Source organism: Streptomyces sp. NBC_01017 (assembly GCF_045162795.1).
Lineage (GTDB): Bacteria > Actinomycetota > Actinomycetes > Streptomycetales > Streptomycetaceae > Streptomyces > Streptomyces machairae.
Genome location: NZ_CP108683.1, coordinates 4,279,611 through 4,305,028, shown reverse-complemented (window position 1 = coordinate 4,305,028; position 25,418 = coordinate 4,279,611). Strand labels below are relative to the sequence as shown.

The following is a 25,418-nucleotide window of genomic DNA, read 5'->3' as shown; positions in this document are numbered from 1 at the left end:
TGGCGGGGACCGGCGCACCCGCCGGCTCCCCGACTCCCTTGCCGTCGACTCCCGGACTCCCCGGCTCCCTTCGACACCACCCCCACAGGAACGGCTGATCATGAGCGGATCAGCGCCACGACGGGATCACCATCTGCCGGTCGAGACGACCAGCTTCGTCGACCGGCGCGGCGACCTCGCGGCCGGCCGCGAGCTGCTGGCCAGGACCCGGCTGGTCACGCTCACCGGGCCCGGCGGCGTCGGCAAGACCCGCCTCGCCGCACGGATCGCGGCCGCAGTACGGCGCACCTTCCCGGACGGCGTGCGCTTCGTGCACCTCTCCGGCCTGGACGACCCGGCGCTCGTCCCGCTCGCCGCCGCCGACGCGCTCGACCTTCACGACCACTCCGCGCAGCCGCCGCTCCGCGCGCTGGTGGAGCAGCTGAGGGACCGTCGGCTGCTCCTGCTCGTCGACAACTGCGAGCACCTGCTGCCGGCCTGCGCAGAACTCGCCGCGGCGCTGCTGCACGGCACGACCGGCGTACGGATCCTCGCCACCAGCCGCCACCGCCTCGGCCTCACCGAGGAACACCTCCTGGAGGTACGCCCCCTGCCGGTCCCCGACCCGGACGGCGACCTGTCCTCGTCCGAGGGCTGCCCGGCCCTGGCCCTCTTCGCCGACCGGGCCGCCGCCGTGGTCCCCGGCTTCCGCCTGACCGCCGCCAACCGCGCGGCCGTCGCCCGCCTCTGCCGCCGCCTCGACGGCCTCCCCCTCGCCATCGAACTCGCCGCCGTCCGCATGCGCGTCCTCGACATCGACCAGCTCCTGGACCGCCTCGACGACCGCTACCGCCTCCTCACCGGCGGCAGCCCCGCGGCCCTGCCCCGCCACCGGACCCTGCGGGCAGCGGTCGACTGGAGCCATGAACTGTGCACCGAGCGGGAGCAGTTGGTGTGGGCGCGGCTGTCGGTCCTGGCGGGGAGTTTCGATCTGGAGACGGCGGAGGTGGTGTGTGCGCAGGAGGGGGCCTCCGCCTCCCCGGAGGAGGCCTCCCCGGAGGAGGCCTCCCCGGCGGGGGCGTCCGTGGCGGGGGCGTCCGTGGCGGCGCTGCGGAGTGCCGACGTCCTCGACGCCATCGCCGGCCTCGTCGACAAGTCCGTACTGTCCCGCGAGTCCGGCCCGGACGGCACCCGCTACCGCCTCCTCGACACCCTCCGCCACTACGGCCTCGACCGCCTGCGCCGACTCCCCGGCGAGGAGCCCGCGGCCCGCCGCCGCCAGCGGGACTGGATGCTGCGGCGCGCCACCGCCTGCGAACGGGCCTGGTTCGGCCCGGGCCAGCGCGAGATCGTCGCCCGCCTGCGCGCCGACCAGGACAACCTCCGCGCCGCCCTCGACTTCGGCCTCACCACCCCGGGCGAACGCCTCACGGGCCTGCGCCTCGCCGGCACCCTGTGGTTCTACTGGCACGCCTGCGGCGCCCCGCGCGAAGGCCGCCACTGGCTCGACCGCGCCCTCGCCGCCAATCCGGAACCGACCCGGGAACGCGCACGCGGCCTGTGGATCGCGGGCCTCCTCGCCGCCGCCACCCACAACCTCACCGCGGGCCTGGCGCTCGCCCGGGAGGCCCACGCCCTCGCCCGTGACCTGGACGACGAGGCGGAGGCGGCGCACGCCGAGTACGTCATCGGGGTCGTCACCCTGTTCATGGACGACCTGCCGACCGCGCTGAAGCACTTCGAGGCGAGCGTCGTCCGCGGCCCCGTCCCCGGCCAGCACCTCAGCCTGTACGGCCTCGACCAGGTCGAACTCGCCTGCGCGCTGGGCTTCCTGGGCGAGGCCGACCGTGCCGTCGAGGTCTGCGAGCGGGCCCGGCGGATGTGCGAACTGCACGGCGAGGAGTGGGTGCACTCGTACGTGCTGCGGATGCTCGCCCTGGCCCACACCGTGCGGGGCGACTGGCACCGGGCCGAACGCCACGCCCGCCACGCCCTGCGCCTCAAGCTCGCCGTCCACGACGTCATCGGCATCGCCCTCACCCTCGACCTGCTGGCCCGCGTCGCCGCGGAGACGGGCGCCCACGAGCGGGCCGCCGTCCTGCTGGGCGCCGCCGACCACACCTGGGCCGGCATCGACCGCGACCGCTGGGCATCCGCGGCCCTGAAGTCCACCCGCCGTGACAGCGAGACCCGGGCCCGCGAGGAGCTGGGCCCATCCGCCTTCCGACGGGCGTACGAACGCGGCCTCGGCCTCGACCTCGCGGAGACCGTCGACTACGCCGTGCACGACCGCAGCCGGCCGCTCCGGCCCACCGGGCCCGGCGAGCCGAACGCCGGCCGTCCCGGATTCCCCCGGGCCACGACCGGCCTCCGACTCACCCGCCGCGAGAGCGAGGTCGCCGAACTCGTCGCCCAGGGGCTCGCCAACCAGCAGATCGCCGACCGTCTGGTCATCGCCCGCCGCACCGCCGAGGGCCATGTGGAACGCATCCTCGGCAAGCTCGGCTTCAGCAACCGCAGCCAGATCGCGGCCTGGGTGGCGGCCCAACGCTGAGACGCCCGGCCATCGGGCCCGGGCACCTTCGTCCCGACAAGCAGCCCCGACTGCCAGCCCCGAGGAGAGCGCACCCACCATGACCACCCAACCGGCTCCATCCCACAGCCACTTCGACCACCGCATGGCCGTCTTCGCGGCCGACGACGAGTTCCTCGCCACGGCCCTGCCCTTCCTCACCGAGGCCCTCGCCGCCCCTGGCGAACCCCTGCCCGTCGCCATCGCCGCCCCCGGCAACCTGGACCTTCTGCGCGACGCCCTCGGCAGCGACGCCAAGAGCGTCGGCCTCGTCCCGCACACCGAGTGGTACACCGGCTCCGCCGCCAACGCCGTCGCCCAGGGCGCCGGTTACCTCGCGGCGAACGCCGGCCCCGGCGGCCGTATCCATCTGCTCATGGAGCCCGTCTGGGGCGGCCGTGCGGGCCGCTCCCCGCGGGAGACCGCCGAGTGGATCCGCTACGAGGCCCTCGCCAACCTGCTCTTCGCCCCGCTCGCCACGACGGCCCTGTGCGCCTACGACGCCCGCGTCGCGGGTCCGGCCATCGTCGCCGCCGCCCGCCGCGCCCACCCCGACACCGACGTGTACGAGGACCCGGTCCGGCTCGCCGCCGAACTCGACGCCGTACCGCTGCCACCGCTTCCCGCCGACGCCGAGCGGCTGCCCGGCCCGGCGCCCACGGCCGGCGCGGTCCGCGGCTGGGCGGCCGCCCACGGGCTGACCGCGGCGGACGCGGAGCTGTTCGCCCTGGCCGTCACCGAGGCGGCCGCCGCGCTCGGCCCGCTCGACGGTGCCCTGCTGTGGGGCGACGCCCCGGCATGCGTGTGCGAACTGCGCACGGCCCGCCGCGTGGACGACCCGCTGGCCGGCTTCGTACCGCCGCCGAGCGCGGAACTGGAACCCGGGCAGGGGCTGTGGTTCGCCCGGCAGGTGTGCGCGTACGTGGATGTACGCGACGAGGGGGAGGGGACGAGCGTACGGCTCCAGTACGGATAGCCGAGGCGGCGGAGCACCCCGGGGGCGACCGGGTGCAGGTATCGAATCGGGTATTCCTCCCCGTGTGCGGTACCCCCGCGCGAGCCACTGTGGAGTCATGCTGCACCTCCACGGGGCGCGCTTCCCGGATCCCGGTCCCCAGTACGGCTCGTTCGGTTGCTGTCCCCAACCGCCCCTGGGGGCAGGACACCTGAGCGTCGAGTACGACCCCCGTCCCTCCGTCGTCCGCGAGGCCCGTGCGGAGGTCCGCCGGCAGCTGGAGGGGTGGGGGCTCGCGGACCTCGACGAGCTGGTCGAGGTGGCCGAACTGCTGGTGAGCGAGCTGGCCACGAACGCCGTGCGGCACTCGGCGAGCCGCTTCATGCTCACCCTGTCCGCCGCGCACGGGATCCTGCGCTGCGAGGTCCGCGACGGTGGCAGCCGCGTTCCGGCCGTGCTGGACGCGGGGGATTCGGAGGGCGGCCGGGGCATGTTCCTCGTGGACGCGCTCTCCCGGCGCTGGGGCTGCCGCCAGGACGGGCCGGGCAAGACGGTGTGGTTCGAGCTCGGCACCTGCGGGTCGGACGACTGCGGCTCCAAACCATGGTGAGCACATTGGGTGGAGATCGCGCACGCCCTCTTGTCCCCCCGGCACCTTTGAGATTTCTTGACCCTCATGGCGGACACCACGGGAAACACAGCGGCATCACAGGTCGGCGAGGCGGAATCCCGGCCACGTAAGTCCAGTTGGCGGTACATCGGCCCCGGCATCGTCGTCGCCGCGACCGGCGTGGGGGCCGGTGACCTGGTCGCCACCCTCATCGCGGGCAGCAACTTCGGCTACACCCTGCTCTGGGCCGCGATCATCGGCTGCCTGGTCAAGATCTCCCTCGCGGAGGCGGCGGGCCGCTGGCACCTGTCCACCGGCCGCACCCTCTTCGACGGCTGGGCGAGCCTGGGCCGCTGGACCACCTGGTTCTTCGCGGTCTACGTCGTGATCTGGGGCTTCGTCTACGGCGCGGCGGCGATGTCGTCGAGTGCGCTGCCGCTGCAGGCGCTGTTCCCGAACGTGATGGACCTCGAATGGTGGGCCATCGCCTGTGGTCTGGTCGGCCTGGTCTTCGTCTGGTTCAACAAGTACTCCGTCTTCGAGAAGGTCATGACGGTCCTGGTCGGCGTCATGTTCGTGGTGACGGTGTACCTGGCGATCCGCGTCACGCCCAACCTCGGCGACGCCTTCGCGGGCCTGCTGCCCGTCCTGCCCGACGAGAAGGACTCGATCCTCAACACCCTCGGCCTCATCGGCGGCGTCGGCGGCACCATCACCCTTGCCGCGTACGGCTACTGGGTCAACGCCAAGGGCTGGACGAACACCGGCTGGATGAAGGTCATGCGGCTGGACAACCGCGTCGCCTACGCCACCACCGGCATCTTCGTCATTTCGATGCTGTTCGTCGGCGCCGAGCTGCTGCACTCCGCGAACATCGCCATCGCCAGCGGCGACAAGGGCCTGATCCAGCTCGGCGACATCCTGGAGGACGAATACGGCACGGCGACGGCCAAGTTCTTCCTGATCGGCTTCTTCGCCACCTCCTTCACCTCCCTCATCGGCGTCTGGCACGGCGTGAGCCTGATGTTCGCGGACTTCGTGACCCGCTACCGCACCGGTGAGGCGCTGAAGGGCGAGGAGGTCGCCTCGGGCGAGCGGGAGCGGTCCTGGTCCTTCCGCGGCTACCTGCTGTGGCTGACCTTCCCGCCCATCGTCCTGCTCTTCCAGGGCGAGCCCTTCCGCCTGATCATCATCTACGGCGTGCTGGGCGCGGCCTTCCTGCCCTTCCTCGCCGGCACGCTGATCTGGCTCCTCAACACCTCCCGCACACCGGCCCAGTGGCGCAACGGGCCGCTCAGCAACGCCATGCTGGCCATCGCGGGCCTGCTGTTCCTGGTGCTGTGCCTGAAGCAGATCTGGGACCAGCCGTGGGCGGACTTCTTCTAACGGAACTCGTCCCACCGCGGGCTGAGGGCGATCTCCCGTAGCTGCTTCTCGGTCAGGGCGGGGGTCTCGCGGCTCGGGGCGTCGTGCTGGGTCCCGGCGTTGAAGGCGCTGACGGCGATGCGGAAGCCGTCCGTGCGCAGCGTGTCGACGGTCCACATCACGGCGCCTTCGACGCCCTTGTCGCCGCCGCCCGGCCGGAAGGCGACAAAGGTGCCGTCGGGCAGCTCCTCGGCGTCGTCGCCGAAGAGCTCGCCGGCCACGTCTCCCATGCCGTGCTGGACGTCGATCTGGACGTAGCTCCTCCCCTTGCCGTCGTCGACCACGACGTACGAGTAGTCGCTGCCCTTCTCGACGACCTTCGCGTCCTTGGGCAGCAGCGGCACGAGGGTGCCCAGCACCGCTTCGACCGTCGGCTCGGCGGGGGCGCTCGGCGCGGCCGTCGCCGCGGGCTTCTTCGGGTCCTCGGGAATGGAGTCGACGTACCCGCGCCAGACCTCGGCCGTCGCCAGCTCCTTCAACCGGTCCGTGGACAGGGGCGGTTCGCTCCTGGTGACCGGCGCGTCCTTCTCGGCGGCCGCGTTCCACTCGCTGACCGCGACGTGCTGGCCGGTCGGGGTGAGCAGGTCGGCCGACCACAGCTTGGTGTCGACGCGCCGGTCGGGATACTCGTAGCCCTGGAACAGCTTGAGCAGGGAGCCGTCCGGCAGCCGGGTGGAGACGCAACTGTCGTGCGGGACCAGCGCCTTGTCCGGGCAGTCGATCGTCTGCCGGGCCCGGTCGCTGCCGGGCTCGATCCGGCCCAGGCTGACGCCGACGGCCGCGGGCCCCCTGCCGTCGTCGTGCACGAGGCGGACGTACGGCTGCAGCAGGGCGTCCGTGGCGCCCCGCGCCTCCTGCGCGCCGACCTTGCCCTCGGGGAGCAGCTCCTCGAGCGCCGCGATGAGTTCGCGGCCCGTCACGGGAGCGGGGGCCGGGGTGCCGGACGGCCGCCCGGCCACGCTGGAGCTGGACGGCTGGGGGGCGGAAGTGCCGCCCTCCGGCAGCAGCAGCGCCCCGCCCACCCCCACCAGGGCGATCCCGGCCGCGCCGCCCGCCACCGCGGCCCGCCGCCTCAGCCGCAGCCGACGGCCCCGCGCCAGACCGGCGGTGACGAGCGCCGTCCGGTCGGTGTCGAAGTGGTCACCGGCGTCGTGCAGGGCGTGACCGAGACGCCCCTCGAACTGCTCCTCGTCGTGTTCCACAGGCATGGCGAAACCACCGTTTCTCAGGGTTGGGGTCGGGAGTTGGGGTCGGGAAAGGGGGGCGGGAAGGGGGTGTGGTCAGGGAGCCGCGTACTCGCCGAGGTCCTCGCCCAGCAGCTCCCGCAGCCGGCCGAGTGCCCGGGTGCACCGCGTCCGCACCGCCGCGGAACTGGCGTTCAGCGCGTCGGCGGTCTGCTCCACCGACCGGTCCTCCCAGTACCGCAGGACGACCACGGCCCGGTCCTTGGCGGGGAGCCGGGCGAGTGCCTGCAGCAGGGTCAGCCGCAGCGACAGGTCACCGTGCCCGCCGTCGTCCGCGGGCCGGTCGGGGAACGTGTCCGTGGCGCGCTCGGTGCTGCTGCGCCGGCGCTGGTGGGCGAGGAAGGTGCGGGTGAGGACCGTCTGCGCGTACCCGGCGGGGTTGTCCACCCGGGACACCCGTCCCCAGCGGACGTAGATCCGGCCGAGGGTCTCCTGGACGAGGTCCTCGGCGAGGTGGGTGTCCCCGGCGGTCAGCAGACAGGCGGACCGGTACAGATGCCCGGCCCTGGCCACCGCGAACTCCGCGTACTCGTCCACGCGGGCCTGTCCCATGCCGTCCCCCTGCTGCCTGCCTGCCTGCCGGCCGTCGGTGAGGCCCTCACTTCACTGATGCGGCGGGGCAGGGAGAATGTTTCACCGCAGCGCCGAGAAGTTCACAGCCAGGGCAAGGACAGGACCGAGGACCCGACGGATGACCGAGCAGCCACCACCACCGCCCGTGCCGGGCTTCGGCCCGCCCCCGCCGCAGTACGCGCCGCAGCACCCGCCCGCGCACCCCCCGTACGCCCCGGTCCCGGGCCAACCGGTGCCGCCCCGGCCGGTCCCGGCCGGCCCTGAGTTCCTGGCCGTGGACAAGCGCAACGCGGTCGTCGTCGACGCCTCCGGTGTCGTCTTCGAGATGTCCGGCCTCACGATCGAGTTCCGCTGGCCCGAGATCCGCGGCGTCCACTACAAGGCGAGCCCCGACGGCAAGGCCCTGATGGTCGCGGTGGTCCACATGGACGGCCGGTTCTACGAGTGCGTGGTGCAGGCCAAGCCCAGGACGCGGCTGCAGGAGTGGTTCCCGCAGCTGGCCTGGGTACTTGGCCATTACCGACCGATGGGGTGACGGTGTCCGGCGCTGCTACGGCAGCCCGTGGACGTGCGGCCCCACCGCGTTCGACCAGGCGTTGCCCGCCGTCGCGTCCCAGTTCGTCGACCAGGTCATCGCGCCCCGCAGGTCGGGATACGTCCGCGACGGCTTGAACGAGCCGCAGTTCGTGCCCTTGGCCAGGCAGTCCAGAGCGTTGTTCACGACGGACGGCGCCACGTACCCGCTGCCCGCGCCCCGCGTCGACGCCGGCAGACCCAGACCCACCTGGGACGGGGCGAGGCCGCCCTCCAGCTGGATGCAGGCCAGGGCGGTCAGGAAGTCCACCGAGCCCTGGCTGTAGACCTTGCCGTCGCAGCCCAGCATCGAACCGCTGTTGTAGTACTGCATGTTGACGACCGTGAGGATGTCCTTGATGTTCAGCGCGGTCTGGAAGTACGAGTTCGACGTCGACTGCATGTCGATGGTCTGCGGGGCCATGGTGATGATCAGGGATGAGCCCGCCTTGGCCGACAGTGACCGCAGGGCCTGCGTCATGTAGGTGGCGTTGAGGCCGTTCTCCAGGTCGATGTCGACGCCGTCGAAGCCGTACGTCTGCATCAGGGAGTACACGGAGTTCGCGAAGTTCGCCGCCGACGTGGCGTCGTTCACCGCGACCGTGCCGCGCTCGCCGCCCACCGAGACGATGACCTTCTTCCCGGCCGTCTGCTTGGCCCGGATGTCGGCCTTGAACTGGTCGACGGTGTAGCCGCCCAGTCCTGCCGAGTCCAGGTTGAAGGTCACCGCGCCCGGCGTCGACGTCGCGTCCGCGAAGGCGACGGCGATGATGTCGTACTGGGACTGCACGTCGGCGAGCTTCTGGACCGCGGCGCCGTTGTTGAAGTTCTGCCAGTAGCCGGTCACCGCGTGCTTGGGGAGGGCGGGGCCCGGCCCGGTCGGGTTGTTCGTGGTGCCTGTGACGGCGGCCGACTTCGGTGACTCACCGGCCGCGTTGGTGGCCGTGACCTGGAAGGAGTACGACGTCGAGGCCGCGAGCCCGGTCACGGTCGCGGAGGTGCCGGTGACCGCGGTGACCTTGGTGCCGCTTCGGTAGACGTTGTAGCCGGTCGCCCCCGAGACGGTGTTCCAGGCGAGGGAGACCGACGAGGAGGTCGTGCCCGACACCGAGAGCCCGCTCGGCGCCCCGGGGATCGTCGGCGAGGGGTCGGTGCCCCCGCCGCCGTCGGGGCCGTACACCGACACGTCGTCCGCGTAGTACGCGGCCTGTCCGTACCAGCCGTGCGTGTAGAGGGTCACGGACGTCGTCGAGGAGCCGGTGCTGAACGTGGTCGACAGCTGCTTCCACGACGTCGAGTCCGGCGTCCAGGTCGACACGTCCGTCGTACCCGTGCCGGTGACGCCGAGGTAGGTGTAGCCGCCCTGCACCCAGGCGCTCAGCGTGTACGTGGAGTTGGGCTTCACGGCCACCGTCTGGCTGCACCGGGCGTGGTCCTGCCCGGCCGGTGTCGCCTTCAGCGCGGTCGAGCCGCCGTGCACCGGTGAGGAGACGGTCGTCCCGCTGTTCGCCGAACACGTCCAGTTGCTCAGGCCGGACTCGAAGCCGGCGTTCTTGGCGTTGTTGACGTCCGCGGCGGACGCGTGGCCCGCGCCGATGAAGGTGAGGGAGAGGGCGGAGGCGATGGCTGCCGCCCACAGACGGGCTCTGTGTATGAACATGTCAACCAAGTTGGTCCAGACCAATCCGGCTGTCAAGGGATTCCGGTCATGGAGGATTGGTGTGCGTGACCTGCCCCGTTTTGGCGTGAGTTGTGCGAGGTGAGTTCCTTCCCGGCTACAGAAAGGCTGTTCTCCGGTCATCAAGCCGTGGATACAGTGCTGAGATAGTCACGCAATGAAGTCATCTCGGTGCACCGGAGTAACACCCGTGCACCGGACCGGGCGGGAACGGGGAGCTGCGCGTGCCAACTGCCATTGCCGTGACCAGTGCCGACATGGCGCTGCCGGCGCAGGACGAGCGAACCGTGCCCGCCGTCGTGCTCCAGGACCTCGACCGGGAGCCCCTGGAGAGGTCGCTCGCGGGCATGCAGACGCTGATCGAGCAGCACGGGCATGTCGTGGTCGTCTGCTCGCAGGCCGTTCCCCGCGGCGTCCAGCAGCGACTGCACACCGTACGGTCCCTGCTGGAGAGCGACCGTATCGCCGTGTTCCGCCCCGAACTGCCCCCGCTCGGACTCGCCGTCCTCGCCCGCCAGTTGCGGCAGCTGGCCTCCTGCGACCTCAGCCCCGGAGTCCTCGCCTCGGCCGGCCGGCTGCTCACCCACTACCTCCACGCCGGAGCCCTCCTCGGCTCCGTCGCCAAGCTGGACCGCGTCCCCGTGGACCTCAGGTCGCACGCCAAGTCCTGGATGCCCGGCAGCCAGTTCGGCGTCCTCGCCCACCCGGCCCCGCACCTCGTCCGCATCGCCCCCGGAGTCACCCTCCCCGGCCCGGAGTTCGGCACCTCGATGCTGGTGGCCCAGGGCCAGCTCCAGTCCGACTGGGTCACCGCCACCCTGGCCAAGTCCTGGAACGCCCAGGGCCTGAGAGAGGTGGTCCTGCCCGCCGAGTCGACGGCCTGGTGGGGGACGGCCAAGCTGATCGAGTTCTGCGCCTATCTGCCGGAGCTGTCGGTGCTCTACCAGCTCGTCACCTCCGTACGGCAGAACTCCTGTCACTGGTGCGGCATCGACGTCATCGGCGATCGCTGCGTCTTCTGCTCCGCCACCCCGCCCACCCACGAGCAACCGGCCCGCGCGGGCTGACCGGGACAGGCCGTTCACGGCAGCCCGACCCGACCGACTCCACTCCGACCGCACCCGACCGATTCCCCCAATGAGGTTGCACGGTTTCATGAACTCCCGTCAGCGCCGCGGCGTGATACTCCTGCTCCTGTCGGTCGTCTGCGCCCTCGGCGCCTTCGCCGGTGTCCTGTCCGTCATCAACGACGTGAAATCCAAGGTCGGGCCCGAGGTCACCGCGTACCGGCTCAAGCGGAACGTGGATCCCTACACCCCGCTCAGCGCGGGCCAGTTCGAGAAGATCGAGATGCCCGAGCGGTGGCTGTCCGACAACGCGGTCACCAACCTCCGCGAGATCCAGGGCAAGATCGCCGTCACCAGACTGCTCGAGGGCTCCCTGCTGCAGAGCGACATGATCGTCGACCAGCCCGCCCTCCGGCAGGGCGAGCAGGAACTCGCCATCATGATCGACGCGGCGACGGGCGTGGCCGGCAAGATCACCCCGGGCTCCACGGTCAACGTCTACGCCACCTTCGAGGGGCAGCGCGACGGCGACCCCGACCAGTCCAAGCTCATCGTCGAGAACGCCCGCGTCATCGACGTGGGCAAGCTGACCTCCCTGCGCCCCGACGCGGACGACCGGGACCGGCAGCCCACCGAGGCCGTCCCGATCACCTTCGCCCTGCGGACCGTCGACGCCCAGCGCATCACGTACGCCGAGTCCTTCGCCGACGAGGTCCGGCTCGCCCTGGTGGCACCCGGCGCCGACTCCGACATCTCCGCTACGGACCGCACCTACGAACTCGCCAAGGACAAGTGAGAGGCCCCCATGCCCACGAGGATCCTCCCGGCCGTCGGCGACGCGGACGCGGTCCGGTCCCTCACGACCCTTCTCAGCCAGCTCCCCGACGCCGAGCCGGTCGCCCCGGTCACCGACTCCACCCAACTCGTCGACACCCTCGCGCGCCTGGCCGCCGAGTCCATCGACGAACTGCCCGAGGTCGTCGTCGTCCACGAGCGCATCGGCCCCGTCCCGGCCCTTGAGCTCATCCGCGAGGTCGCCCTGCGCTTCCCGGCGGTGGGCGTCATCCTCGTGACGTCCGACGCCAGCCCCGGCCTCTTCCAGGCCGCCATGGACTACGGCGCCCGGGGCCTGGTCGCCCTGCCGCTGCACTACGAGGAGCTCGCCAGCCGCGTCCACGCGGTCGCCCAGTGGTCGGTGGGCGTACGGCGTCATCTGGGCGCCGGCGGCGATGTGTTCAGCGGCGTCGGCGGCACCGTCGTGACGGTGAGCGGCGCGAAGGGAGGCGTGGGCGCCACCCTCACGGCCATCCAACTGGCCCTCGCGGCCCAGGCGTCCGGCCGCAGCGCCGCCCTCCTCGACATGGACCTCCAGACCGGCGACATCGCCTCCTACCTGGACATCCAGTTCCGCCGCTCGGTCGTCGACCTCGCCGCCATCAGCGACATCACGCCCCGCGTGCTGGCGGACGCGGTGTTCCGGCACGACACGGGGGTGGCGCTGCTGCTCGCCCCCGGCGACGGCGAACGCGGCGAGGAGGTCACCGACCGCGCCGCCCGCCACGTCGTCACCGCCCTGCGCTCCCGCTACGAGGTCGTCGTCGTCGACTGCGGCGCCCAGCTGAGCGGCGCGAGCGCGGCAGCCGTGGAGATGGCCGACACGGCCCTCCTCGTCACCACCCCGGACGTGGTCGCGGTGCGCGGCGCCAAGCGCACGGTCCGGATGTGGGACCGCCTCCAGATCCGCAAGGCGGAGGAGACCATGATCGTCGTCAACCGGCACTCGCGCGGTACGGAGATCCAGCCCGCCCTGATCCAGCGGATCACCGGCACGTCGGTGGCGGCCACCGCGATCCCGGCCAACTTCAAGGAACTCCAGGGCGCGGTCGACGCCGGCCGGGTCCACGAGCTGGACAACAGGGGGACGGTCAAGCAGGCACTGTGGGCGCTCGCGGGGGAACTGGGCCTGGTCAAGGGCACCGAGGCAAGCGCACAGCGCCGGGGCGGGCGGGCACGGGGCGGGGACCGGGCGGCGCTGACGTTCCGGCGCCGGAAGGAGATCGGGAGGTGAAGGGGCGGGGGGACAAGGGCCGGATCAGGGACGACCGGGGTCAGGTCGCCGTCGAGTTCCTCGGCATGACCCCGCTGATCATCCTGACGCTGGTGCTGCTGTGGCAGTGCGTGCTGCTGGGGTACACGTTCACGCTCGCGGGGAATGCTGCGGACGAGGCGGCGCGGGCTGCGACGGCGTCGGAGGGGCAGTCGGCCTGCGCGGAGGCAGGGCTGCAACACCTTCCGGATTCATGGCAGGGGGGCGCCACTGTGGAGTGCAGCGCGAGCGGCGACTTCGTCACCGCCGATGTGACCCTCCAGGTGCCCGTCCTCTTCCCCGGCTCCATCGGCTTCCCGTTCACGGTGGAGGGCCACGCGGGGGCCGTGCAGGAGGAGAAGGACTGAGATGTCGTACCGGCTCTTCCCCCGCCGTGCGGGCCGCGACCGCGGTCAGGTCGCCATCGAGTACCTCGGGTTCATCCCGATCCTGATCCTCGTCGCCATGGCCGGCATCCAGGTCGGGCTCATCGCCTACACCGCCCAGCAGGCGGGTACGGCGGCCAGGGCGGGGGCGCGGGCCGCCTCGCTCGAACCCGGTGCCGCCCAGGAAGGGTGCCAGAACGCGGTCAGCGGCTGGCTCGCCGACGGGACCGACTGCTCGGAGGCGGCCGGCGGCGACGAGGTCACCGTCACGGCCACCATCGAGATCCCGTCGATCGTCCCCGGCTGGAACTTCGACCCCGCCCAGAAGACCGCGACCATGCCGCTCGACCACTGAACGAGGATCCACATGAGCCTGAGGTCACGCATCAACGCCCCGGAGGAGAACGCCGGCCGGGGCGAGGACGGTCACCTGGTCGCCTCGTACCGGGCCAAGCTCCTGGAGGAGATCGACCTCGCGGAGATGAGTTCGCTGGCCGCGGCCGAGCGCAGGGCCCGCTTGGAACGGGTCCTCGGGCACATCATCAGCCGTGAGGGCCCGGTGCTGTCCACGGTCGAGCGCTCGCAGCTGATCCGTAGGGTCGTCGACGAGGCACTCGGCCTGGGCATCCTGGAGCCGCTGCTCGAAGACGCGTCGATCACCGAAATCATGGTGAACGGCCCGGACGCGATCTTCGTCGAACGAGGCGGCCGCGTCGAGCAGTTGCCGCTCCGCTTCCCCTCCCACGACCAGCTGATGCAGACCATCGAGCGGATCGTCTCGACGGTGAACCGGCGCGTCGACGAGTCGAACCCGATGGTGGACGCGCGCCTGCCGTCCGGCGAGCGCGTGAACGTCATCATCCCGCCGCTGTCCCTGACCGGCGCGACCCTGACGATCCGCCGCTTCCCCCGCTCCTTCACCCTGCACGAGATGACCGGCCTCGGCTCGCTCGACGAGCCCATGGTGTATCTGCTGGCCGGGCTGGTGCAGGCGAAGTTCAACATCATCGTCTCGGGCGCGACGGGCACCGGCAAGACGACGCTGCTGAACGCACTGTCGGGCCTGATCCCCGAGTCCGAGCGCATCATCACCATCGAGGACTCGGCCGAACTCCAGCTCCAGCAGGGACACGTCATCCGGCTGGAGTCCCGCCCGCCGAACGTCGAGGGCAAGGGCCAGGTCAGCATCCGGGACCTGGTCCGCAACTCCCTGCGGATGCGCCCCGACCGCATCGTCGTCGGTGAGGTCCGCGGCGGCGAGTCCCTCGACATGCTCCAGGCGATGTCCACCGGCCACGACGGCTCCCTCGCCACCGTGCACGCCAACAGCGCGGAGGACGCGCTGATGCGGCTGAAGACCCTCGCGTCCATGTCCGACGTGTCGGTCCCCTTCGAGGCGCTGCACGACCAGATCAACAGCGCGGTGGACGTGATCATCCAGCTGACCCGGTTCCCGGACGGCGCCCGCAGGATCACCGAGATCGCGATCCTGGACAGCCACGGGGCGGAGCCGTACCGGCTGGCCACGGTGGCCCGCTTCCACGCCCAGCCCATGACGCCGGACGGCCGCGTCCACGGCGCCTTCGCGTACTTCCCCCTCCCGCGCCGCACCGCCGACCGCCTCTACATGGCGAGCCAGCCGATACCCCAGGCCTTCGGCGTCGCCCAGTCCCCGCTCGAGCTCGCCACCCGAGAAGCCAGGTAGGACCCCGCTGATGGACCTCCAGACCCGTATCACGCTCACGACCGGCGTCGCCCTAGTGACCTGCGCCCTGGCCGTGGCGGGCGTACACGTCCACGCCGCCGGCCGGGCCCAGCGCCAGGCCCTGGTCGAGCGTCTGACCTCCGCCGGCCAGATCACCGGAGGCGGGCGCCGTCGCCGCTTCGCCGACCTGGACCGCCGCCTGCGCCGCACGAAGCCGGGCAAGCGGCTGGAGTTGCGGCTGGTGGCGACGGGCCTGGACGTCACGCCGGGCGAGTTCTTCGTCTACATGCTGGCGACGGTGGCGGGCCTGTGGCTGGTCGGCCAGGCGACCCTGGCCCCCTTCTTCGGCCCGATCGCGGGCCTGCTGGGCGTCTGGGCCGCGTGGCAGTTCCTGAACTGGCAACGCCAGAAGCGCATCGAGCGGTTCATCAACCAACTCCCCGAACTGGCCCGCATCCTGGCGAACGCCGCCCACGCGGGCCTCGCCCTCCGTACCGCCATCGGCCTGGCGGCGGAGGAGCTGGAAGCCCCGGCGGGCGAGGAACTGGCCAAGGTGTCCAACCAGTTGGCGCTGGGCGCCTCGATGGACGACGCCCTCGGCGAGCTCGCGGAACGCCTCCCGTCCCGCGAACTGGTCGTCCTCGTGACCACGCTGATGCTGTCCAACCGGGCCGGCGGCCAGGTGGTGAGCGCCCTGCGGAACCTGACGGAGACGCTGGAGGAGCGCAAGGAGACGCGACGCGAGGTCCGTACGCAGCTGTCCCAGGTGAGCATGACGTCGTACGCCGTCCCGGCGCTGGGAGTCGGGTCGCTGTTCCTGATGAACGGGGTGAAGGACGGGGCCCTGGACCGCATGACGGCCTCCCCGGTGGGCCAGGTGGCGGTGCTGATCGCGTTCGGGCTGTATGCCGTGGGCTTCGTCCTGATCCGCCGCCTCTCGCGGATCGACGTCTGAGGCGCCGGGGCGCGGGAAGGGAGAACGACGGACCATGGGAATCGGACTCGGACAACTGGGACTTGTGCTGGCCCTGGTGACGGCCCTCAGCGTGTGGGGGATCTTCGCCGGCATCCGCATGTACCGCGCGGACGCCAAACTGCCCAGCGATCTCGCGCTGGCCCTGGAGATCGGCGCGACCCGCACCGGCGCCGTCGACTCGCTCATCGACCGCATGGGCATGCGCTACGCCCCCGCAGTACTGCGCCTGATGGGCCCGAAGCTGGTCGCCAAGTACCGCCGCAAGATCGACCTGGCGGGCAACCCCGGCGGCCTCACCATCGACCGCTATGCGGCCAGGCGTGCGGTGTACGGCTTCCTGGGCGCGGTCGGCTTTCTGGTGTTCCTGCTCCGGGGCCAGGTACTGGTCGCCCTGCTCCTGCTCGCGTTCGGCGCTTTCTGGACGGAGGTCGGCATCTGGTCGGCGATCCGGATCAGGAAGGACGAGATCGAACGCACCCTGCCCGACTTCCTGGACGTCCTGGCGGTGGTGGTCAGCGCGGGCCTGGGCTTCCGCCAGGCACTCGACCGGGTCGCGTCCAAGTACGAGGGCCCCTGGGCGGACGAACTGCGCATCACCCTGCGCCAGATGGACCTCGGCATGAGCCGCCGCCAGGCCTTCGCGGAACTGCGTCGCCGCAACGACTCCGAACAGGTGGCGATGTTCGTGACGGCGCTCCAGCAGGGCGAGGAACTGGGCGCGCCGATCGTCGACACGCTCGTCGCCCTCGCCAAGGACATGCGCCGCACCGACGCCCAGAACGCCCGCCGGAAGGCGGCCAGGGCGGTGCCGCGCGCCACGCTGATGATCACGACGTTCATGGTGCCGGCCACGATGATCCTGCTGGGGGCGGGACTGCTGCTGGGGTCCGGGACGGACTTCGGGTCGTTGACGGGGGAGTAGGGGGGAGGGCTGTATGGCCGGCATGCCGGTGAGGATGCGCGCGGGCACGGGCGCGGGCACGGGCGTGGGGACGGGCCCCAGCTCGGGCGTGGGCGCGGGGCCAGGGGCGCCGGGTGCGGCGGCGGGCTCTGCGCTCTTGCCGCGGCGCCGCTGGAAGCCCCGCCTGTCCCGGGCGGCCGGGGAGCGCGTGCCCTCAGCCGCAATTCCCCTCCAGATAAACGCCCTCCAGGCGATGTGCCGCCAGGTCTTCGGCTTCCGCCTCGCCATGATCGCCCTCGCCGCACCCGCGGCCCTGCTCAACGCGACGCCGGGCCTCGGAACCCGTCTGATGGGCGCGGCGGTCGTGGTCACGTTCATGGGCTCGTACGCCCTGTTCCGCGACTGGGAACGCTTCGGCCCGCTCCTCCTGCGCCACCCCACCCTCCTGGCGGTGGACACCCTCTTCACCGCCCTCCTCCTCATCTCCGCGGGCCCCGACACCACGCTGGCCTACGTCAGCGTCTGCACGCCCCTGCTCGCCGGCATCGTCTACGGCTACCGGGGCGCGGCGGCGTTCGCGAGTGTGCAGTCGCTGATCCTGCTGCTGGCGTACGCCATCAACCAGGAGGCGCAGGCGGGCAGCGGCCTGACGGAGAAGCTCCTCCTCCCGGGCCTGTGCGTCATCACGGGCGCACTCGGCTCGTCGCTGCGCAACCTCATGCTCCGCTTCGGCACGGCCACGCAGGCCCTGACGACGATCCAGGCGCGGCTGGCGGTGACCGAGGCGGTCGGCGCGGAACGGGCCCGCCTGGCCCGCGAGATGCACGACTCGGTGGCGAAGACACTGCACGGTGTGGCGCTGGCGGCGGACGGGCTGGCGCTCTCCGCGGCCTCGGCGTCGATGGACCCGGCCCGCGTCAGCCGGCAGGCCGAACTGGTGGCCCGCGCGGCACGCCGAGCCGCCGCGGAGTCCCGGGAACTCCTGGCGGACCTGCGCCGCGAGTCCGACCCGGACCACGCGACGGACATCACGCCGGAACTGGCCGCCCGTACCGAGGCGTTCACGAGGCGCACGGGCATGACAGCCACGTACGGCACTCTGGGCGAGGCCGCCCGCACCGCCCTCCCGGTCCCACCGGCGGTCGCCCGCCACCTCCTCACCATCACCGAGGAGGCCATGGAGAACGCCCACCGTCACGCGGCCGCGACCCGGGTCGACGTACGAGCGGGCGTGCGGGCGGGCGCACGGGGCGAGGTGCTGTGCCTGACGGTCCAGGACGACGGTCAGGGCCTGCCCCCCGACACGACCTTCGAACACCTCCGCCGCTCGGGCCACTTCGGCCTGATCGGCATGGCCGAACGAGCCGCCTCGATAGGCGCAGGCATCCACATCGGCAAGGGCACCCACGCGCGCGGCACGGAGGTCCGCCTGGAACTCCCGCTGGCGGCCCTGACGACGACAAAGGCGACCCCATGAACACCCCCCTCCGGCTAGTGGTGGCAGACGACAACCCGGTGGTCCGAGCGGGCCTGACGGCTCTCCTCTCCACCCACGTGGACATAACGGTGGTGGCCGAGGCGGCGAACGGCCAGGAGGCCCAGGAAGCGGCCCGCCGCCACCGCCCCGACGTGATCCTCCTGGACGTCCGCATGCCCGGCACGGACGGCATCACGGCCCTCCCGCACCTGGTCGATATCGCCCCGGTGATGATGCTGACCTACAGCGGGGAGTCGGAAACGGTCCGCGAAGCCCTGCGTCTCGGCGCCGCCGGCTATCTGGTCCACGGTGAGTTCACGACGGACGAACTGGTGGCGGCCGTGCGGGACATCGAGCGGGGCGGGGGGTCGGCGGGGCCCCGTCTCACCCCCACAGCAGCGGCATCACTCGCGCAAGCAAACGCCGAACTCCCAACTGCTACAGGCAATTCCGCAGAACCGCTTTCGCAAGTGCAACCAACTGTGGGACAGTCGTCGTCGTATCGGTCACGGTTCCGGCTGAGCAGGAGGGAGGCGGAGATCATGGACCTCATCGCATCCGGCATGAACAACCAGCAGATCGCCGCCGCCTGCTTCATCAGCGAGAAGACGGTCAAGAACCACATCAACCGCATCTTCGCCAAACTCCACAGCAGCAGTCGCGGGGAGGCCGCGGCCAAGTGGCTGGGTACGGCGCCGGGTTCACACCCAGGGCGGGGATGAGCGGCGATGCTGCGACGGCGGTTTTCGGCCGAGGCCTGGAATTGGGTCCTGGGACCCTCTGGTGTTCGGGGTGTTCGCGCTTACTTTTCTCCTGATACTTCTCACAGGACTTGCGTGCCCAGAGGGGAACACCATGAGCAACTGGATCAACACCACCGTCGAGTACTTGCGCTCCCGTGCCGCGCGCGACGACAAGGGGCAGACGGCGGTGGAGTATCTGGGGATCATCGCGGTGGTGGTGGCGATTGTGTTGGCCATTACGGGGACGGACATCGGCAGCACGATCTACGACGCGATCACGGACAAGATCACCGAAGTGACCGGCGGTTGATGCGGCCGTCCAGGTACGGCGACGCAGGGCAGGCCTTCCCCATCTACATCACGGTGGTGGCGGGCCTTCTCTTTCTCGCGTTCGCGTATCTTGCCGTCGGTCAGGCCGCGGCAAATCGGAACGGTGCCCAAACCGCCGCCGACGCTGCGGCGTTGGCGGCAGCCCAGGAGACCAGGGACCAACTCGCGGGGGACTGGTTGGAGGTCATCGGCGACCCGACGAAGTGGCAGGACATCCTTGACGGCGACACGGAACTGGTCGACGGATGCTGGCGGGCATACGAACTGGCGGCACAGAACGACGCCGAGGTCCGGGGCTGCGGGCCGGCAGAGCCGTTGGGCTACACCGTGGATGTCGAAACCAACAAGTCGGTGGGCGACTCCATCGTGCCCGGCACGGAGGACTTCAAGTCGACGGCATCGGCCACCGCCGTGATCAAGCCCCTCTGCACGTTCGATCTCCCCGGCGAGGGTGGTGACGAGGGTGACGGGAACGACACGCTGCCGCTGCCGCAACTCACGTGCGACGACGACACGGACTGGGACCTGGACCCGGACGACCCGACCACTCTTCCGGCCCCCGAGGACCTCTTCGACGTCCATCTGGCCGACTCACAAGCGAACGACGAGTGACGAAGGAAGCAGAGGCATGAGTATTCGGTTCACGGCGAAGGCCCATAGGGGGATGGTCGCGCTGACCGTTGCGGCCGGGCTGGCCCTCGGCGTGGCCGGCTGCGGTGGTGGGGGAGACGACGGAAAGAAGCCGAAAGCGTCGTCGTCCGCTCCCACGAACCGTGGATCGGACCCAAGTACTCAGGAGGGAGAGACGGACGGGCCCTTGGCGGAGATGAAGGGTTCGGACGGTCTGCTCCTCCGCATCACCTCTGCCGAGCGGGACTCAGGCGGCTTCCTCACGGTGAACGGCAGTCTCGTGAACGACGGCGACAAGAGCGTCACCGTTCCCTCGCAGGTGAGGGGGGACGAGACGGAGATCGTTCGGCACGGTAGGTCTCTCGGCGGCGCCACGCTCGTGGACTCGAAGAGCAAGAAGCGGTACTACGTGCTGCGCGACACCGACGGCCGCCCGTTGACCACCACTGGCTTCTCGACTCTCAAGTCCGGCGAAAGCCTGGCTGTGTTCATGCAGTTCCCGGCACCGCCCGCGGACACGCCCGAGGTCGTCTTCCAACTGCCGACCTTCGCCTCCGCCACCCTCCAGATCTCCGGGTGAGGCCAAAATGACCCGCACCCCCCGCCTCCCCCTCACCCTCACCGCAGCCACCCTCATGGTCGCCACCAACCTCCTGGGCGCCACAACAGCCGACGCCGCCGACGACCCCAGCGTCCCGCCGGGCACCGAAGCCACAGCCACCGCCCCCGTAGAGGTGGACGCCAACGACCCCGACCTCAAGCTCCCCGAAGGGGCGACGCTCGCCGAGGCCAAGGTGCTGGACATCAAGCAGGTGGTCGAGGACCAGGCCGGCGAGGAACGCCGGGAAGACACGAACTCGGACGTGAAGTTCGCGCTGCAGGCCGAGGTTCTCTTCCCCAAGGACAGCGCGAAGCTGACCGGTGAGGCGAAGGCCCGTATCTCGGAAATCGCCGAGGAGATCAAAACCCAGAACGCCACCCGCATCCGCGTCTTCGGCTTCACCGACAACCTGGGCTCCTCCGCCCACGGCGACGTCCTGTCCAGGAAGCGCGCGAACGCCGTACAGGGCGTCCTGGAATCCGAGCTGACCGACTCCACCGTCACCTACGAGGTACGCGGTTACGGCGAGCAGTACCCCATCTCCTCGAACGCGACGGAGTCGGGCCGCAAGAAGAACCGACGGGTGGAGGTGTCCTTCCCCCGCACGGACGACTGACCCGGCGTGGGGAGTCAACCCCACCCACGCCTACACCTCGACAGTCACCCGCACCCCGGCCCGTACCCCCCACCCGGCCATCGCCCCGGCCTCCGCCTCCAGCACATGCCGCGACCGAAGCCGGGGCCGGCCCAGTCGCCCCGGTGGCATGGTGTGCACGGCGATGACGTTCAGCCGTCGGTCGAGATAGGCGACGTCGACGGGCATGCGCATCCGGAAGGTGTGGACGCTCCCGGCCGGCGTGAGCAGCATCGCTCCGGCGATGGAGTCCCGCCCCAGCAGCCCCTTCGTACGGGCCCGGTAGGACGCGGCGACCTCCAGCGGCACCGAGACGTCTCCCCGCTCCCCGTGAACGACCAGCGTTCCTCGGCCGTCCCGCCACCGCCGCCCCATCCCCAGCCACCTCCTGGACGCCATGACGCCATGACGCCGTTCCAAACTGTGTTGTCCGCCGTGTGCCTGCCGGGTAGGAAAGATCCCATGACCGGACTAGGCGCAATCTTCCGCCCCCAACTCGCCCCCGAGCGACTCCGTTCCGTCGCCCGCATCGCGGACGAGGCAGGCCTCGAAGAGCTCTGGCTCTGGGAGGACTGCTTCCGGGAGGGAGGGATCTCCACCGCGGCGGCCGCGCTCGCCTGGACCGAGCGGGTCAAGGTCGGCGTCGGGCTGCTGCCCGTCCCGTTGCGGAACGTCGCCATCACCGCCATGGAAGCCGCCTCGCTGCACCGGATGTTCCCCGGACGGCCGATCCTCGCCCTCGGGCACGGTGTGCAGGACTGGATGGGGCAGGTCGGGGCCCGGGCCGAGTCGCCGGTGACGCTGTTGCGCGAGCATCTCGTCGCCCTGCGCGCCCTGCTCGGCGGGGAGACGGTCACCACCGAGGGACGGTACGTCAAGCTCGACGACGTCGCCCTCGACTGGCCGCCCGCCGATCCGGTGCCCGTCATCGCCGGCGTCACCGGGCCCCGCTCGCTGCGGCTCGCCGGTGAGGCGGCCGACGGGACGCTGCTCACCGCCTCGACCTCGACCGAGGGGGTGAGGAAGGCGCGGCAGCTCATCGAGGAGGGGCGGGACGCGGCGGGCCGTACCGGCGACGAGCCGCACCAAGTCGTCGTCTACCTCCTGACCGCCACCGGCCCCGACGGGCCCGCCCGGCTCAAGGCCGAACTCGAAGCCGAGGGGGACGGTGCCGTCCCCGGTCTCGGCGTCGCCGGAGACGCCGGCACCGTCGCGAAGGCCGTCCAACGGCTCGCGGACGCCGGTGCGGACACCGTGGTCCTGCAGCCGACCGGGGACGAGCCCGACCCGGAGGGATTCGTGCGGTTCGCGGCGGAGGAAGTGCGGCCGTTGGTGCCGTGAGAATCGACGCGGGCGATGGTGCGAGGGAGGCTCACGCCGGCCGGTGATCCCCCGTCGCCCCGTCGATCAGCTCCCGCACGATGTCCAGGTGGCCCACGTGCCGTGCCGTCTCCTCGATCATGTGGACCAGCACCCACCGCAGCGACACCGCCTCGCCCCGCCACGCCGGCTGCCCCAGGTCCGTCAGCGACCGCTCGGCGATCATGCGGTCGGCGGCGGCGCGCGCACGGCCGTAGAACTCGACGATCTGCTGTGTCGTCTCGCCCTGGTCGGCCGTCATGTCCTCGGCGCTGTAGGGGTCGAACCACAGGGGTTCCACTTCGCCGCCGAAGGTCGAGACGAACCAGCCGTACTCCACCGAGCCGAGGTGTTTGACCAGGCCCAGCAGGCTCGTGCCGGACGGGGTCATGGGGCGCCGCAGCTGCTCGTCGTCCAGGCCCTCCAGCTTCCACAGCACAGCGTCCCGGTGGTGGTCGAGGCTCGCCCGGAGCGTTTCCTTCTCGCCCGCCGTGTACGTCGAGTTCGTCATGGCGCCGAAAACTAGCAGCGGCCACTGACAGCGCCCTGCGATCATCGCGGCATGGGACAGGACAGCAGGTCGTTCGAGGAACTCGTCGCCGAGGGCGCGGCCGTACCCACCGAGGGCTGGGACTTCTCCTGGTTCGAGGGGCGGGCCACCGAGGCGCGGCCCAGCTGGCGGTATGCCGTCTCCCTGGCCGACCGGCTGGCCGGCGCGACCGCCGCGCTCGACCTCCAGACCGGGGGCGGGGAAGTGCTGGACTTCGCCCTCGGCCGGGCCCCGAAGGCCCCACCGCTCACCGTCGCCACCGAGGGCTGGCCGCCGAACGTCGCCAAGGCCACCGCCCTGCTCGCCGCCCGTGGCGTCGCGGTCGTCGCCTCGCCCGAGGACGCCCCGTTCCCGTTCGCCGACGGGGCCTTCGACCTCGTCACGAGCCGGCACCCGGTGCGGGCCCACTGGCCGGAGATCTCCCGCGTACTTGGGCCCGGCGGCACGTACTTCGCCCAGCACGTCGGTCCCCACAGCGTCTTCGAGCTGGTCGAGTACTTCCTGGGGGCCCAGCCCGACGAGGTCCGCGGCGGCCGCCACCCCGACCGGGAACGCGCCGACGCCGAGGCCGCCGGCCTGGAGATCGTCGACCTGCGGGCCGAGGAACTCCGCATGGAGTTCCACGACATCGCAGCCGTCGTGCACTTTCTGCGGAAGGTGGTGTGGATGGTCCCCGGCTTCACCGTCGAGGCGTACCGGCCGCACCTGCGCGCCCTGCACGAGCGGATCGAGTCCGAGGGCCCCTTCGTCGCGCACAGCACCCGCCACCTCTTCGAGGCCCGCAAGCCCGGCGTCTGAGCCGCCCGGCGGGACACTCACGCATGCGGTCCGACGGTCACCTTCCCGACCACCAACTCCGCTTTAGCCTCCAGCACCTCCCCCACCCGCTCCACCTGCTCGCCCAGCTCCCGCTCCTGCCGTGCCGTCAGACGCCGCCCGATCAGCTCCACCGTCACCGTCGTCCGACGGCCCCGGCGCCGCTGGTGCCAGACCCCGGCCACCACCCCGTCCACCAGCAGCACCGGAAAGTTCCCCGCCTGCCCGCCCGCCAGCGCCCGCTGGTACGCCTCCCCGGGGAACAGCGTCTGCCGCGGCTGTGCGGCGATGGCGTACGCGTCGAAGTAGGGCAGCAGCCGCACACCACGCGCCTTCTCCGCCGGAAACTCCGTGTCACCCGCCGCCACCCAGGCCGCCGCCCCCTCGAACGACACCTCCTCGACCTCCCCGGCCCCCGCCAGCTCCCCGAACAGCGCCACCGCCCAACCCGCGGGCGCCGCCAGCCACTTGGCGAAGTGCTGCGGCGTCGCCGGGCCGTACGCGCGCAGATACCGTCGTACGAGCTCCCGCAGCGCCTCCTCGCCCGCCGGCCCGGGCCCGGGTACCGGTCCGACCCCCGGCGGCCGGGTGTACGTCACCTTCCGCCCCCGGTTCGGACCGAAGCACAGGGCGCCCGACTGGCCGGCCCGGTGCATGACCTGCCGCCAGCGCGGCCACAGGTCCTGGAAGGCGGGCATCACCCGGTCCCCGGCCCACGGACCCGTGCGCGCCACGACCTCCTCGCTCAGTTCCTCCACGGTCAGGAACACCCCGTCGAGGGCGTCCCCGATCGCCGCCACGATCTGCTCCGCCTGCTCCTCCGTCACAGCGATGTCCGGCGGGAAGGTGCTCGGGCCCGTCGGAATCGCGCTCAGCGCGCCGCACCACAGCGGCAACTCGGCGGCGGGCAGCAGATGCACGGTTCCGCGCGGACCGAACGTCTTCACCAGCGAGCGGTCCTCCCAGAGCGCGGCCCGTACGTCGGCCCGCGTCACCCCGGAAGCCCGTACCCCCACCGACACCTCGGCCGCGGACAACACCTGCGCATGCGCGCCCAGCATCGCCCCCACCACATCGGCGACCGGCGTGCCGTGTGCGGCGGGACGTGCCAGGAACTGCCGCTCCGTGCGCCGTGCGCTCGCCTCGTCCCATGTGACGGTCCTGCTCGCGTCCGCTGTCATGACGGCGACGTTAGGCCGGATGTAGGCCAGAGACTGTCCGCTTGGGCACCTGAGGACACGTGAGGACACGTGAGGACACGTGAGGAACGTGTGGTGCAAACCGTGCATCCGTGCGCGAACGCGTGCTGGCCCCTGCGCATCCAAGGAGCCCACACCTTTTCCACATTGTTATGGGGGCCGACTCGATTTCCTCACACCTCTCGCGTAAGTTCAGACCAAGGTAATTCGCGTAAGCAAAGCTGCGCGGCGGCACCGCGCAGTGGAGGGGGCTGCGCGGTGTCATGCCCCCGTAAGTGCCCCTGCTGGACGCGTGTCGCGTCGAAGCCGCACCCCCGCTCCCGCAGTCATGTGCGCCGTCAAGCCGACG

General features: G+C 71.4%; 27 protein-coding genes. 21 read left to right on the top strand and 6 right to left on the bottom strand.

Going from position 1 to position 25,418, the window contains the following annotated elements; translation table 11 throughout:
* The first annotated feature begins 100 nt into the window (after positions 1-100).
* The 4 genes from OG331_RS19385 (at position 101) to OG331_RS19370 (ending at position 5,502) form a co-directional block, all read left to right on the top strand.
* A complete protein-coding gene (locus OG331_RS19385) occupies positions 101-2,533 on the top strand; it encodes an ATP-binding protein (RefSeq protein ID WP_406197855.1) in 2,433 nt (810 codons plus the stop codon).
* 79 nt (positions 2,534-2,612) lie between these two features.
* Positions 2,613-3,527 (top strand): anti-sigma factor RsbA family regulatory protein, encoded by a 915-nt coding sequence (locus OG331_RS19380; protein ID WP_406197852.1) that lies wholly within the window; start codon positions 2,613-2,615, stop codon positions 3,525-3,527.
* A gap of 97 nt (positions 3,528-3,624) precedes the next feature.
* The gene (locus OG331_RS19375; protein WP_406197850.1) at positions 3,625-4,116 is read left to right on the top strand and encodes an ATP-binding protein; all 492 of its coding nucleotides are present in this window, start codon (positions 3,625-3,627) and stop codon (positions 4,114-4,116) included.
* 66 nt (positions 4,117-4,182) lie between these two features.
* Complete coding sequence (locus OG331_RS19370; protein ID WP_406197848.1) at positions 4,183-5,502, top strand: Nramp family divalent metal transporter; 1,320 nt, start codon at positions 4,183-4,185, stop codon at positions 5,500-5,502.
* Here the strand turns inward: OG331_RS19370 and OG331_RS19365 are convergent.
* Together OG331_RS19365 and OG331_RS19360 are read right to left on the bottom strand one after the other, a co-directional pair.
* A complete protein-coding gene (locus OG331_RS19365) occupies positions 5,499-6,749 on the bottom strand; it encodes a hypothetical protein (protein ID WP_406197845.1) in 1,251 nt (416 codons plus the stop codon). The genes OG331_RS19370 and OG331_RS19365 overlap by 4 nt on opposite strands.
* Positions 6,750-6,821: 72 nt before the next feature.
* Positions 6,822-7,337: a SigE family RNA polymerase sigma factor gene (locus tag OG331_RS19360; RefSeq protein ID WP_406197842.1), complete on the bottom strand. Its 516-nt coding sequence runs from the start codon at positions 7,335-7,337 to the stop codon at positions 6,822-6,824.
* A gap of 139 nt (positions 7,338-7,476) precedes the next feature.
* On the opposite strand from OG331_RS19360, the gene OG331_RS19355 reads away from it, so the two are divergent.
* On the top strand, positions 7,477-7,893 hold the full coding sequence (locus OG331_RS19355) for a hypothetical protein (RefSeq protein WP_406197840.1): 417 nt from the start codon (positions 7,477-7,479) through the stop codon (positions 7,891-7,893).
* A gap of 15 nt (positions 7,894-7,908) precedes the next feature.
* Here the strand turns inward: OG331_RS19355 and OG331_RS19350 are convergent, their stop codons facing one another.
* The gene (locus OG331_RS19350) at positions 7,909-9,591 is read right to left on the bottom strand and encodes a chitinase (RefSeq protein ID WP_406197838.1); all 1,683 of its coding nucleotides are present in this window, start codon (positions 9,589-9,591) and stop codon (positions 7,909-7,911) included.
* 275 nt (positions 9,592-9,866) lie between these two features.
* Here OG331_RS19350 and OG331_RS19345 point away from each other — a divergent pair, with 275 nt between their 5' ends.
* From OG331_RS19345 to OG331_RS19280, 14 genes are all read left to right on the top strand, one after another.
* Positions 9,867-10,676, top strand: a complete 810-nt coding sequence (locus OG331_RS19345; RefSeq protein WP_406210131.1) for a hypothetical protein — start codon at positions 9,867-9,869, stop codon at positions 10,674-10,676.
* A gap of 88 nt (positions 10,677-10,764) precedes the next feature.
* Positions 10,765-11,472, top strand: coding sequence for a Flp pilus assembly protein CpaB (cpaB, locus tag OG331_RS19340; RefSeq protein WP_406197835.1), 708 nt, complete (start codon positions 10,765-10,767; stop codon positions 11,470-11,472).
* 9 nt (positions 11,473-11,481) lie between these two features.
* Positions 11,482-12,744 carry a CpaE family protein gene (locus tag OG331_RS19335; RefSeq protein WP_406197833.1) on the top strand — a complete coding sequence of 421 codons (1,263 nt, stop codon included), beginning with the start codon at positions 11,482-11,484 and terminating at the stop codon, positions 12,742-12,744.
* A gap of 65 nt (positions 12,745-12,809) precedes the next feature.
* The gene (locus tag OG331_RS19330) at positions 12,810-13,130 is read left to right on the top strand and encodes a pilus assembly protein (protein ID WP_406210128.1); all 321 of its coding nucleotides are present in this window, start codon (positions 12,810-12,812) and stop codon (positions 13,128-13,130) included.
* Between the two features lies 1 nt (position 13,131).
* Complete coding sequence (locus tag OG331_RS19325) at positions 13,132-13,503, top strand: TadE/TadG family type IV pilus assembly protein (RefSeq protein WP_406197830.1); 372 nt, start codon at positions 13,132-13,134, stop codon at positions 13,501-13,503.
* Between the two features lie 12 nt (positions 13,504-13,515).
* Positions 13,516-14,853 (top strand): CpaF family protein, encoded by a 1,338-nt coding sequence (locus OG331_RS19320; protein WP_328879595.1) that lies wholly within the window; start codon positions 13,516-13,518, stop codon positions 14,851-14,853.
* 10 nt (positions 14,854-14,863) lie between these two features.
* Positions 14,864-15,808, top strand: coding sequence for a type II secretion system F family protein (locus tag OG331_RS19315; RefSeq protein WP_406197827.1), 945 nt, complete (start codon positions 14,864-14,866; stop codon positions 15,806-15,808).
* A gap of 34 nt (positions 15,809-15,842) precedes the next feature.
* Positions 15,843-16,751, top strand: coding sequence for a DUF5936 domain-containing protein (locus tag OG331_RS19310; RefSeq protein WP_406197825.1), 909 nt, complete (start codon positions 15,843-15,845; stop codon positions 16,749-16,751).
* A 22-nt stretch (positions 16,752-16,773) separates the two neighbouring features.
* A complete protein-coding gene (locus tag OG331_RS19305) occupies positions 16,774-18,207 on the top strand; it encodes a sensor histidine kinase (RefSeq protein ID WP_406210125.1) in 1,434 nt (477 codons plus the stop codon).
* Complete coding sequence (locus tag OG331_RS19300) at positions 18,204-18,929, top strand: response regulator (RefSeq protein ID WP_406197823.1); 726 nt, start codon at positions 18,204-18,206, stop codon at positions 18,927-18,929. Before OG331_RS19305 ends, OG331_RS19300 begins: the two co-directional genes overlap by 4 nt.
* Before the next feature lie 133 nt (positions 18,930-19,062).
* Positions 19,063-19,260 (top strand): Flp family type IVb pilin, encoded by a 198-nt coding sequence (locus OG331_RS19295; RefSeq protein ID WP_406197821.1) that lies wholly within the window; start codon positions 19,063-19,065, stop codon positions 19,258-19,260.
* Positions 19,260-19,892, top strand: coding sequence for a pilus assembly protein TadG-related protein (locus OG331_RS19290; RefSeq protein WP_406197819.1), 633 nt, complete (start codon positions 19,260-19,262; stop codon positions 19,890-19,892). Before OG331_RS19295 ends, OG331_RS19290 begins: the two co-directional genes overlap by 1 nt.
* Before the next feature lie 16 nt (positions 19,893-19,908).
* On the top strand, positions 19,909-20,490 hold the full coding sequence (locus OG331_RS19285; protein ID WP_406197817.1) for a hypothetical protein: 582 nt from the start codon (positions 19,909-19,911) through the stop codon (positions 20,488-20,490).
* A 7-nt stretch (positions 20,491-20,497) separates the two neighbouring features.
* Positions 20,498-21,127 carry an OmpA family protein gene (locus OG331_RS19280; RefSeq protein WP_406197814.1) on the top strand — a complete coding sequence of 210 codons (630 nt, stop codon included), beginning with the start codon at positions 20,498-20,500 and terminating at the stop codon, positions 21,125-21,127.
* A gap of 30 nt (positions 21,128-21,157) precedes the next feature.
* On the opposite strand, the gene OG331_RS19275 is transcribed toward OG331_RS19280, so the two are convergent.
* On the bottom strand, positions 21,158-21,520 hold the full coding sequence (locus OG331_RS19275; RefSeq protein WP_406210122.1) for a DUF192 domain-containing protein: 363 nt from the start codon (positions 21,518-21,520) through the stop codon (positions 21,158-21,160).
* Between the two features lie 30 nt (positions 21,521-21,550).
* Here OG331_RS19275 and OG331_RS19270 point away from each other — a divergent pair, with 30 nt between their 5' ends.
* The gene (locus OG331_RS19270; protein WP_406197811.1) at positions 21,551-22,486 is read left to right on the top strand and encodes an LLM class flavin-dependent oxidoreductase; all 936 of its coding nucleotides are present in this window, start codon (positions 21,551-21,553) and stop codon (positions 22,484-22,486) included.
* 31 nt (positions 22,487-22,517) lie between these two features.
* On the opposite strand, the gene OG331_RS19265 is transcribed toward OG331_RS19270, so the two are convergent.
* Positions 22,518-23,015, bottom strand: a complete 498-nt coding sequence (locus tag OG331_RS19265; RefSeq protein WP_406197808.1) for a DinB family protein — start codon at positions 23,013-23,015, stop codon at positions 22,518-22,520.
* 51 nt (positions 23,016-23,066) lie between these two features.
* Here OG331_RS19265 and OG331_RS19260 point away from each other — a divergent pair, with 51 nt between their 5' ends.
* On the top strand, positions 23,067-23,852 hold the full coding sequence (locus OG331_RS19260) for a methyltransferase domain-containing protein (RefSeq protein ID WP_406197806.1): 786 nt from the start codon (positions 23,067-23,069) through the stop codon (positions 23,850-23,852).
* A gap of 17 nt (positions 23,853-23,869) precedes the next feature.
* Here OG331_RS19260 and OG331_RS19255 read toward each other — a convergent pair whose 3' ends face one another.
* Positions 23,870-25,051, bottom strand: a complete 1,182-nt coding sequence (locus OG331_RS19255; protein WP_406197803.1) for a winged helix DNA-binding domain-containing protein — start codon at positions 25,049-25,051, stop codon at positions 23,870-23,872.
* Positions 25,052-25,418: the final 367 nt, after the last annotated feature.

Bases quoted from the DNA above. Each gene is read 5' to 3' on its own strand.
- OG331_RS19305 (WP_406210125.1), top strand. From the start codon at position 16,774: ATGCCGGTGAGGATGCGCGCGGGCACGGGCGCGGGCACGGGCGTGGGG.
- OG331_RS19255 (WP_406197803.1), bottom strand. From the start codon at position 25,051: ATGACAGCGGACGCGAGCAGGACCGTCACATGGGACGAGGCGAGCGCA.
- OG331_RS19370 (WP_406197848.1), top strand. From the start codon at position 4,183: ATGGCGGACACCACGGGAAACACAGCGGCATCACAGGTCGGCGAGGCG.
- OG331_RS19335 (WP_406197833.1), top strand. From the start codon at position 11,482: ATGCCCACGAGGATCCTCCCGGCCGTCGGCGACGCGGACGCGGTCCGG.
- OG331_RS19345 (WP_406210131.1), top strand. From the start codon at position 9,867: ATGGCGCTGCCGGCGCAGGACGAGCGAACCGTGCCCGCCGTCGTGCTC.
- OG331_RS19355 (WP_406197840.1), top strand. From the start codon at position 7,477: ATGACCGAGCAGCCACCACCACCGCCCGTGCCGGGCTTCGGCCCGCCC.
- OG331_RS19375 (WP_406197850.1), top strand. From the start codon at position 3,625: ATGCTGCACCTCCACGGGGCGCGCTTCCCGGATCCCGGTCCCCAGTAC.
- OG331_RS19285 (WP_406197817.1), top strand. From the start codon at position 19,909: ATGAGTATTCGGTTCACGGCGAAGGCCCATAGGGGGATGGTCGCGCTG.
- OG331_RS19385 (WP_406197855.1), top strand. From the start codon at position 101: ATGAGCGGATCAGCGCCACGACGGGATCACCATCTGCCGGTCGAGACG.
- OG331_RS19380 (WP_406197852.1), top strand. From the start codon at position 2,613: ATGACCACCCAACCGGCTCCATCCCACAGCCACTTCGACCACCGCATG.
- OG331_RS19315 (WP_406197827.1), top strand. From the start codon at position 14,864: ATGGACCTCCAGACCCGTATCACGCTCACGACCGGCGTCGCCCTAGTG.
- OG331_RS19330 (WP_406210128.1), top strand. From the start codon at position 12,810: ATGACCCCGCTGATCATCCTGACGCTGGTGCTGCTGTGGCAGTGCGTG.
- OG331_RS19320 (WP_328879595.1), top strand. From the start codon at position 13,516: ATGAGCCTGAGGTCACGCATCAACGCCCCGGAGGAGAACGCCGGCCGG.
- OG331_RS19265 (WP_406197808.1), bottom strand. From the start codon at position 23,015: ATGACGAACTCGACGTACACGGCGGGCGAGAAGGAAACGCTCCGGGCG.
- OG331_RS19295 (WP_406197821.1), top strand. From the start codon at position 19,063: ATGAGCAACTGGATCAACACCACCGTCGAGTACTTGCGCTCCCGTGCC.
- OG331_RS19325 (WP_406197830.1), top strand. From the start codon at position 13,132: ATGTCGTACCGGCTCTTCCCCCGCCGTGCGGGCCGCGACCGCGGTCAG.
- OG331_RS19260 (WP_406197806.1), top strand. From the start codon at position 23,067: ATGGGACAGGACAGCAGGTCGTTCGAGGAACTCGTCGCCGAGGGCGCG.
- OG331_RS19270 (WP_406197811.1), top strand. From the start codon at position 21,551: ATGACGCCGTTCCAAACTGTGTTGTCCGCCGTGTGCCTGCCGGGTAGG.
- OG331_RS19290 (WP_406197819.1), top strand. From the start codon at position 19,260: ATGCGGCCGTCCAGGTACGGCGACGCAGGGCAGGCCTTCCCCATCTAC.
- OG331_RS19350 (WP_406197838.1), bottom strand. From the start codon at position 9,591: ATGTTCATACACAGAGCCCGTCTGTGGGCGGCAGCCATCGCCTCCGCC.
- OG331_RS19275 (WP_406210122.1), bottom strand. From the start codon at position 21,520: ATGGGGCGGCGGTGGCGGGACGGCCGAGGAACGCTGGTCGTTCACGGG.
- OG331_RS19310 (WP_406197825.1), top strand. From the start codon at position 15,843: ATGGGAATCGGACTCGGACAACTGGGACTTGTGCTGGCCCTGGTGACG.
- cpaB (WP_406197835.1), top strand. From the start codon at position 10,765: ATGAACTCCCGTCAGCGCCGCGGCGTGATACTCCTGCTCCTGTCGGTC.
- OG331_RS19280 (WP_406197814.1), top strand. From the start codon at position 20,498: ATGACCCGCACCCCCCGCCTCCCCCTCACCCTCACCGCAGCCACCCTC.
- OG331_RS19300 (WP_406197823.1), top strand. From the start codon at position 18,204: ATGAACACCCCCCTCCGGCTAGTGGTGGCAGACGACAACCCGGTGGTC.
- OG331_RS19360 (WP_406197842.1), bottom strand. From the start codon at position 7,337: ATGGGACAGGCCCGCGTGGACGAGTACGCGGAGTTCGCGGTGGCCAGG.
- OG331_RS19365 (WP_406197845.1), bottom strand. From the start codon at position 6,749: ATGCCTGTGGAACACGACGAGGAGCAGTTCGAGGGGCGTCTCGGTCAC.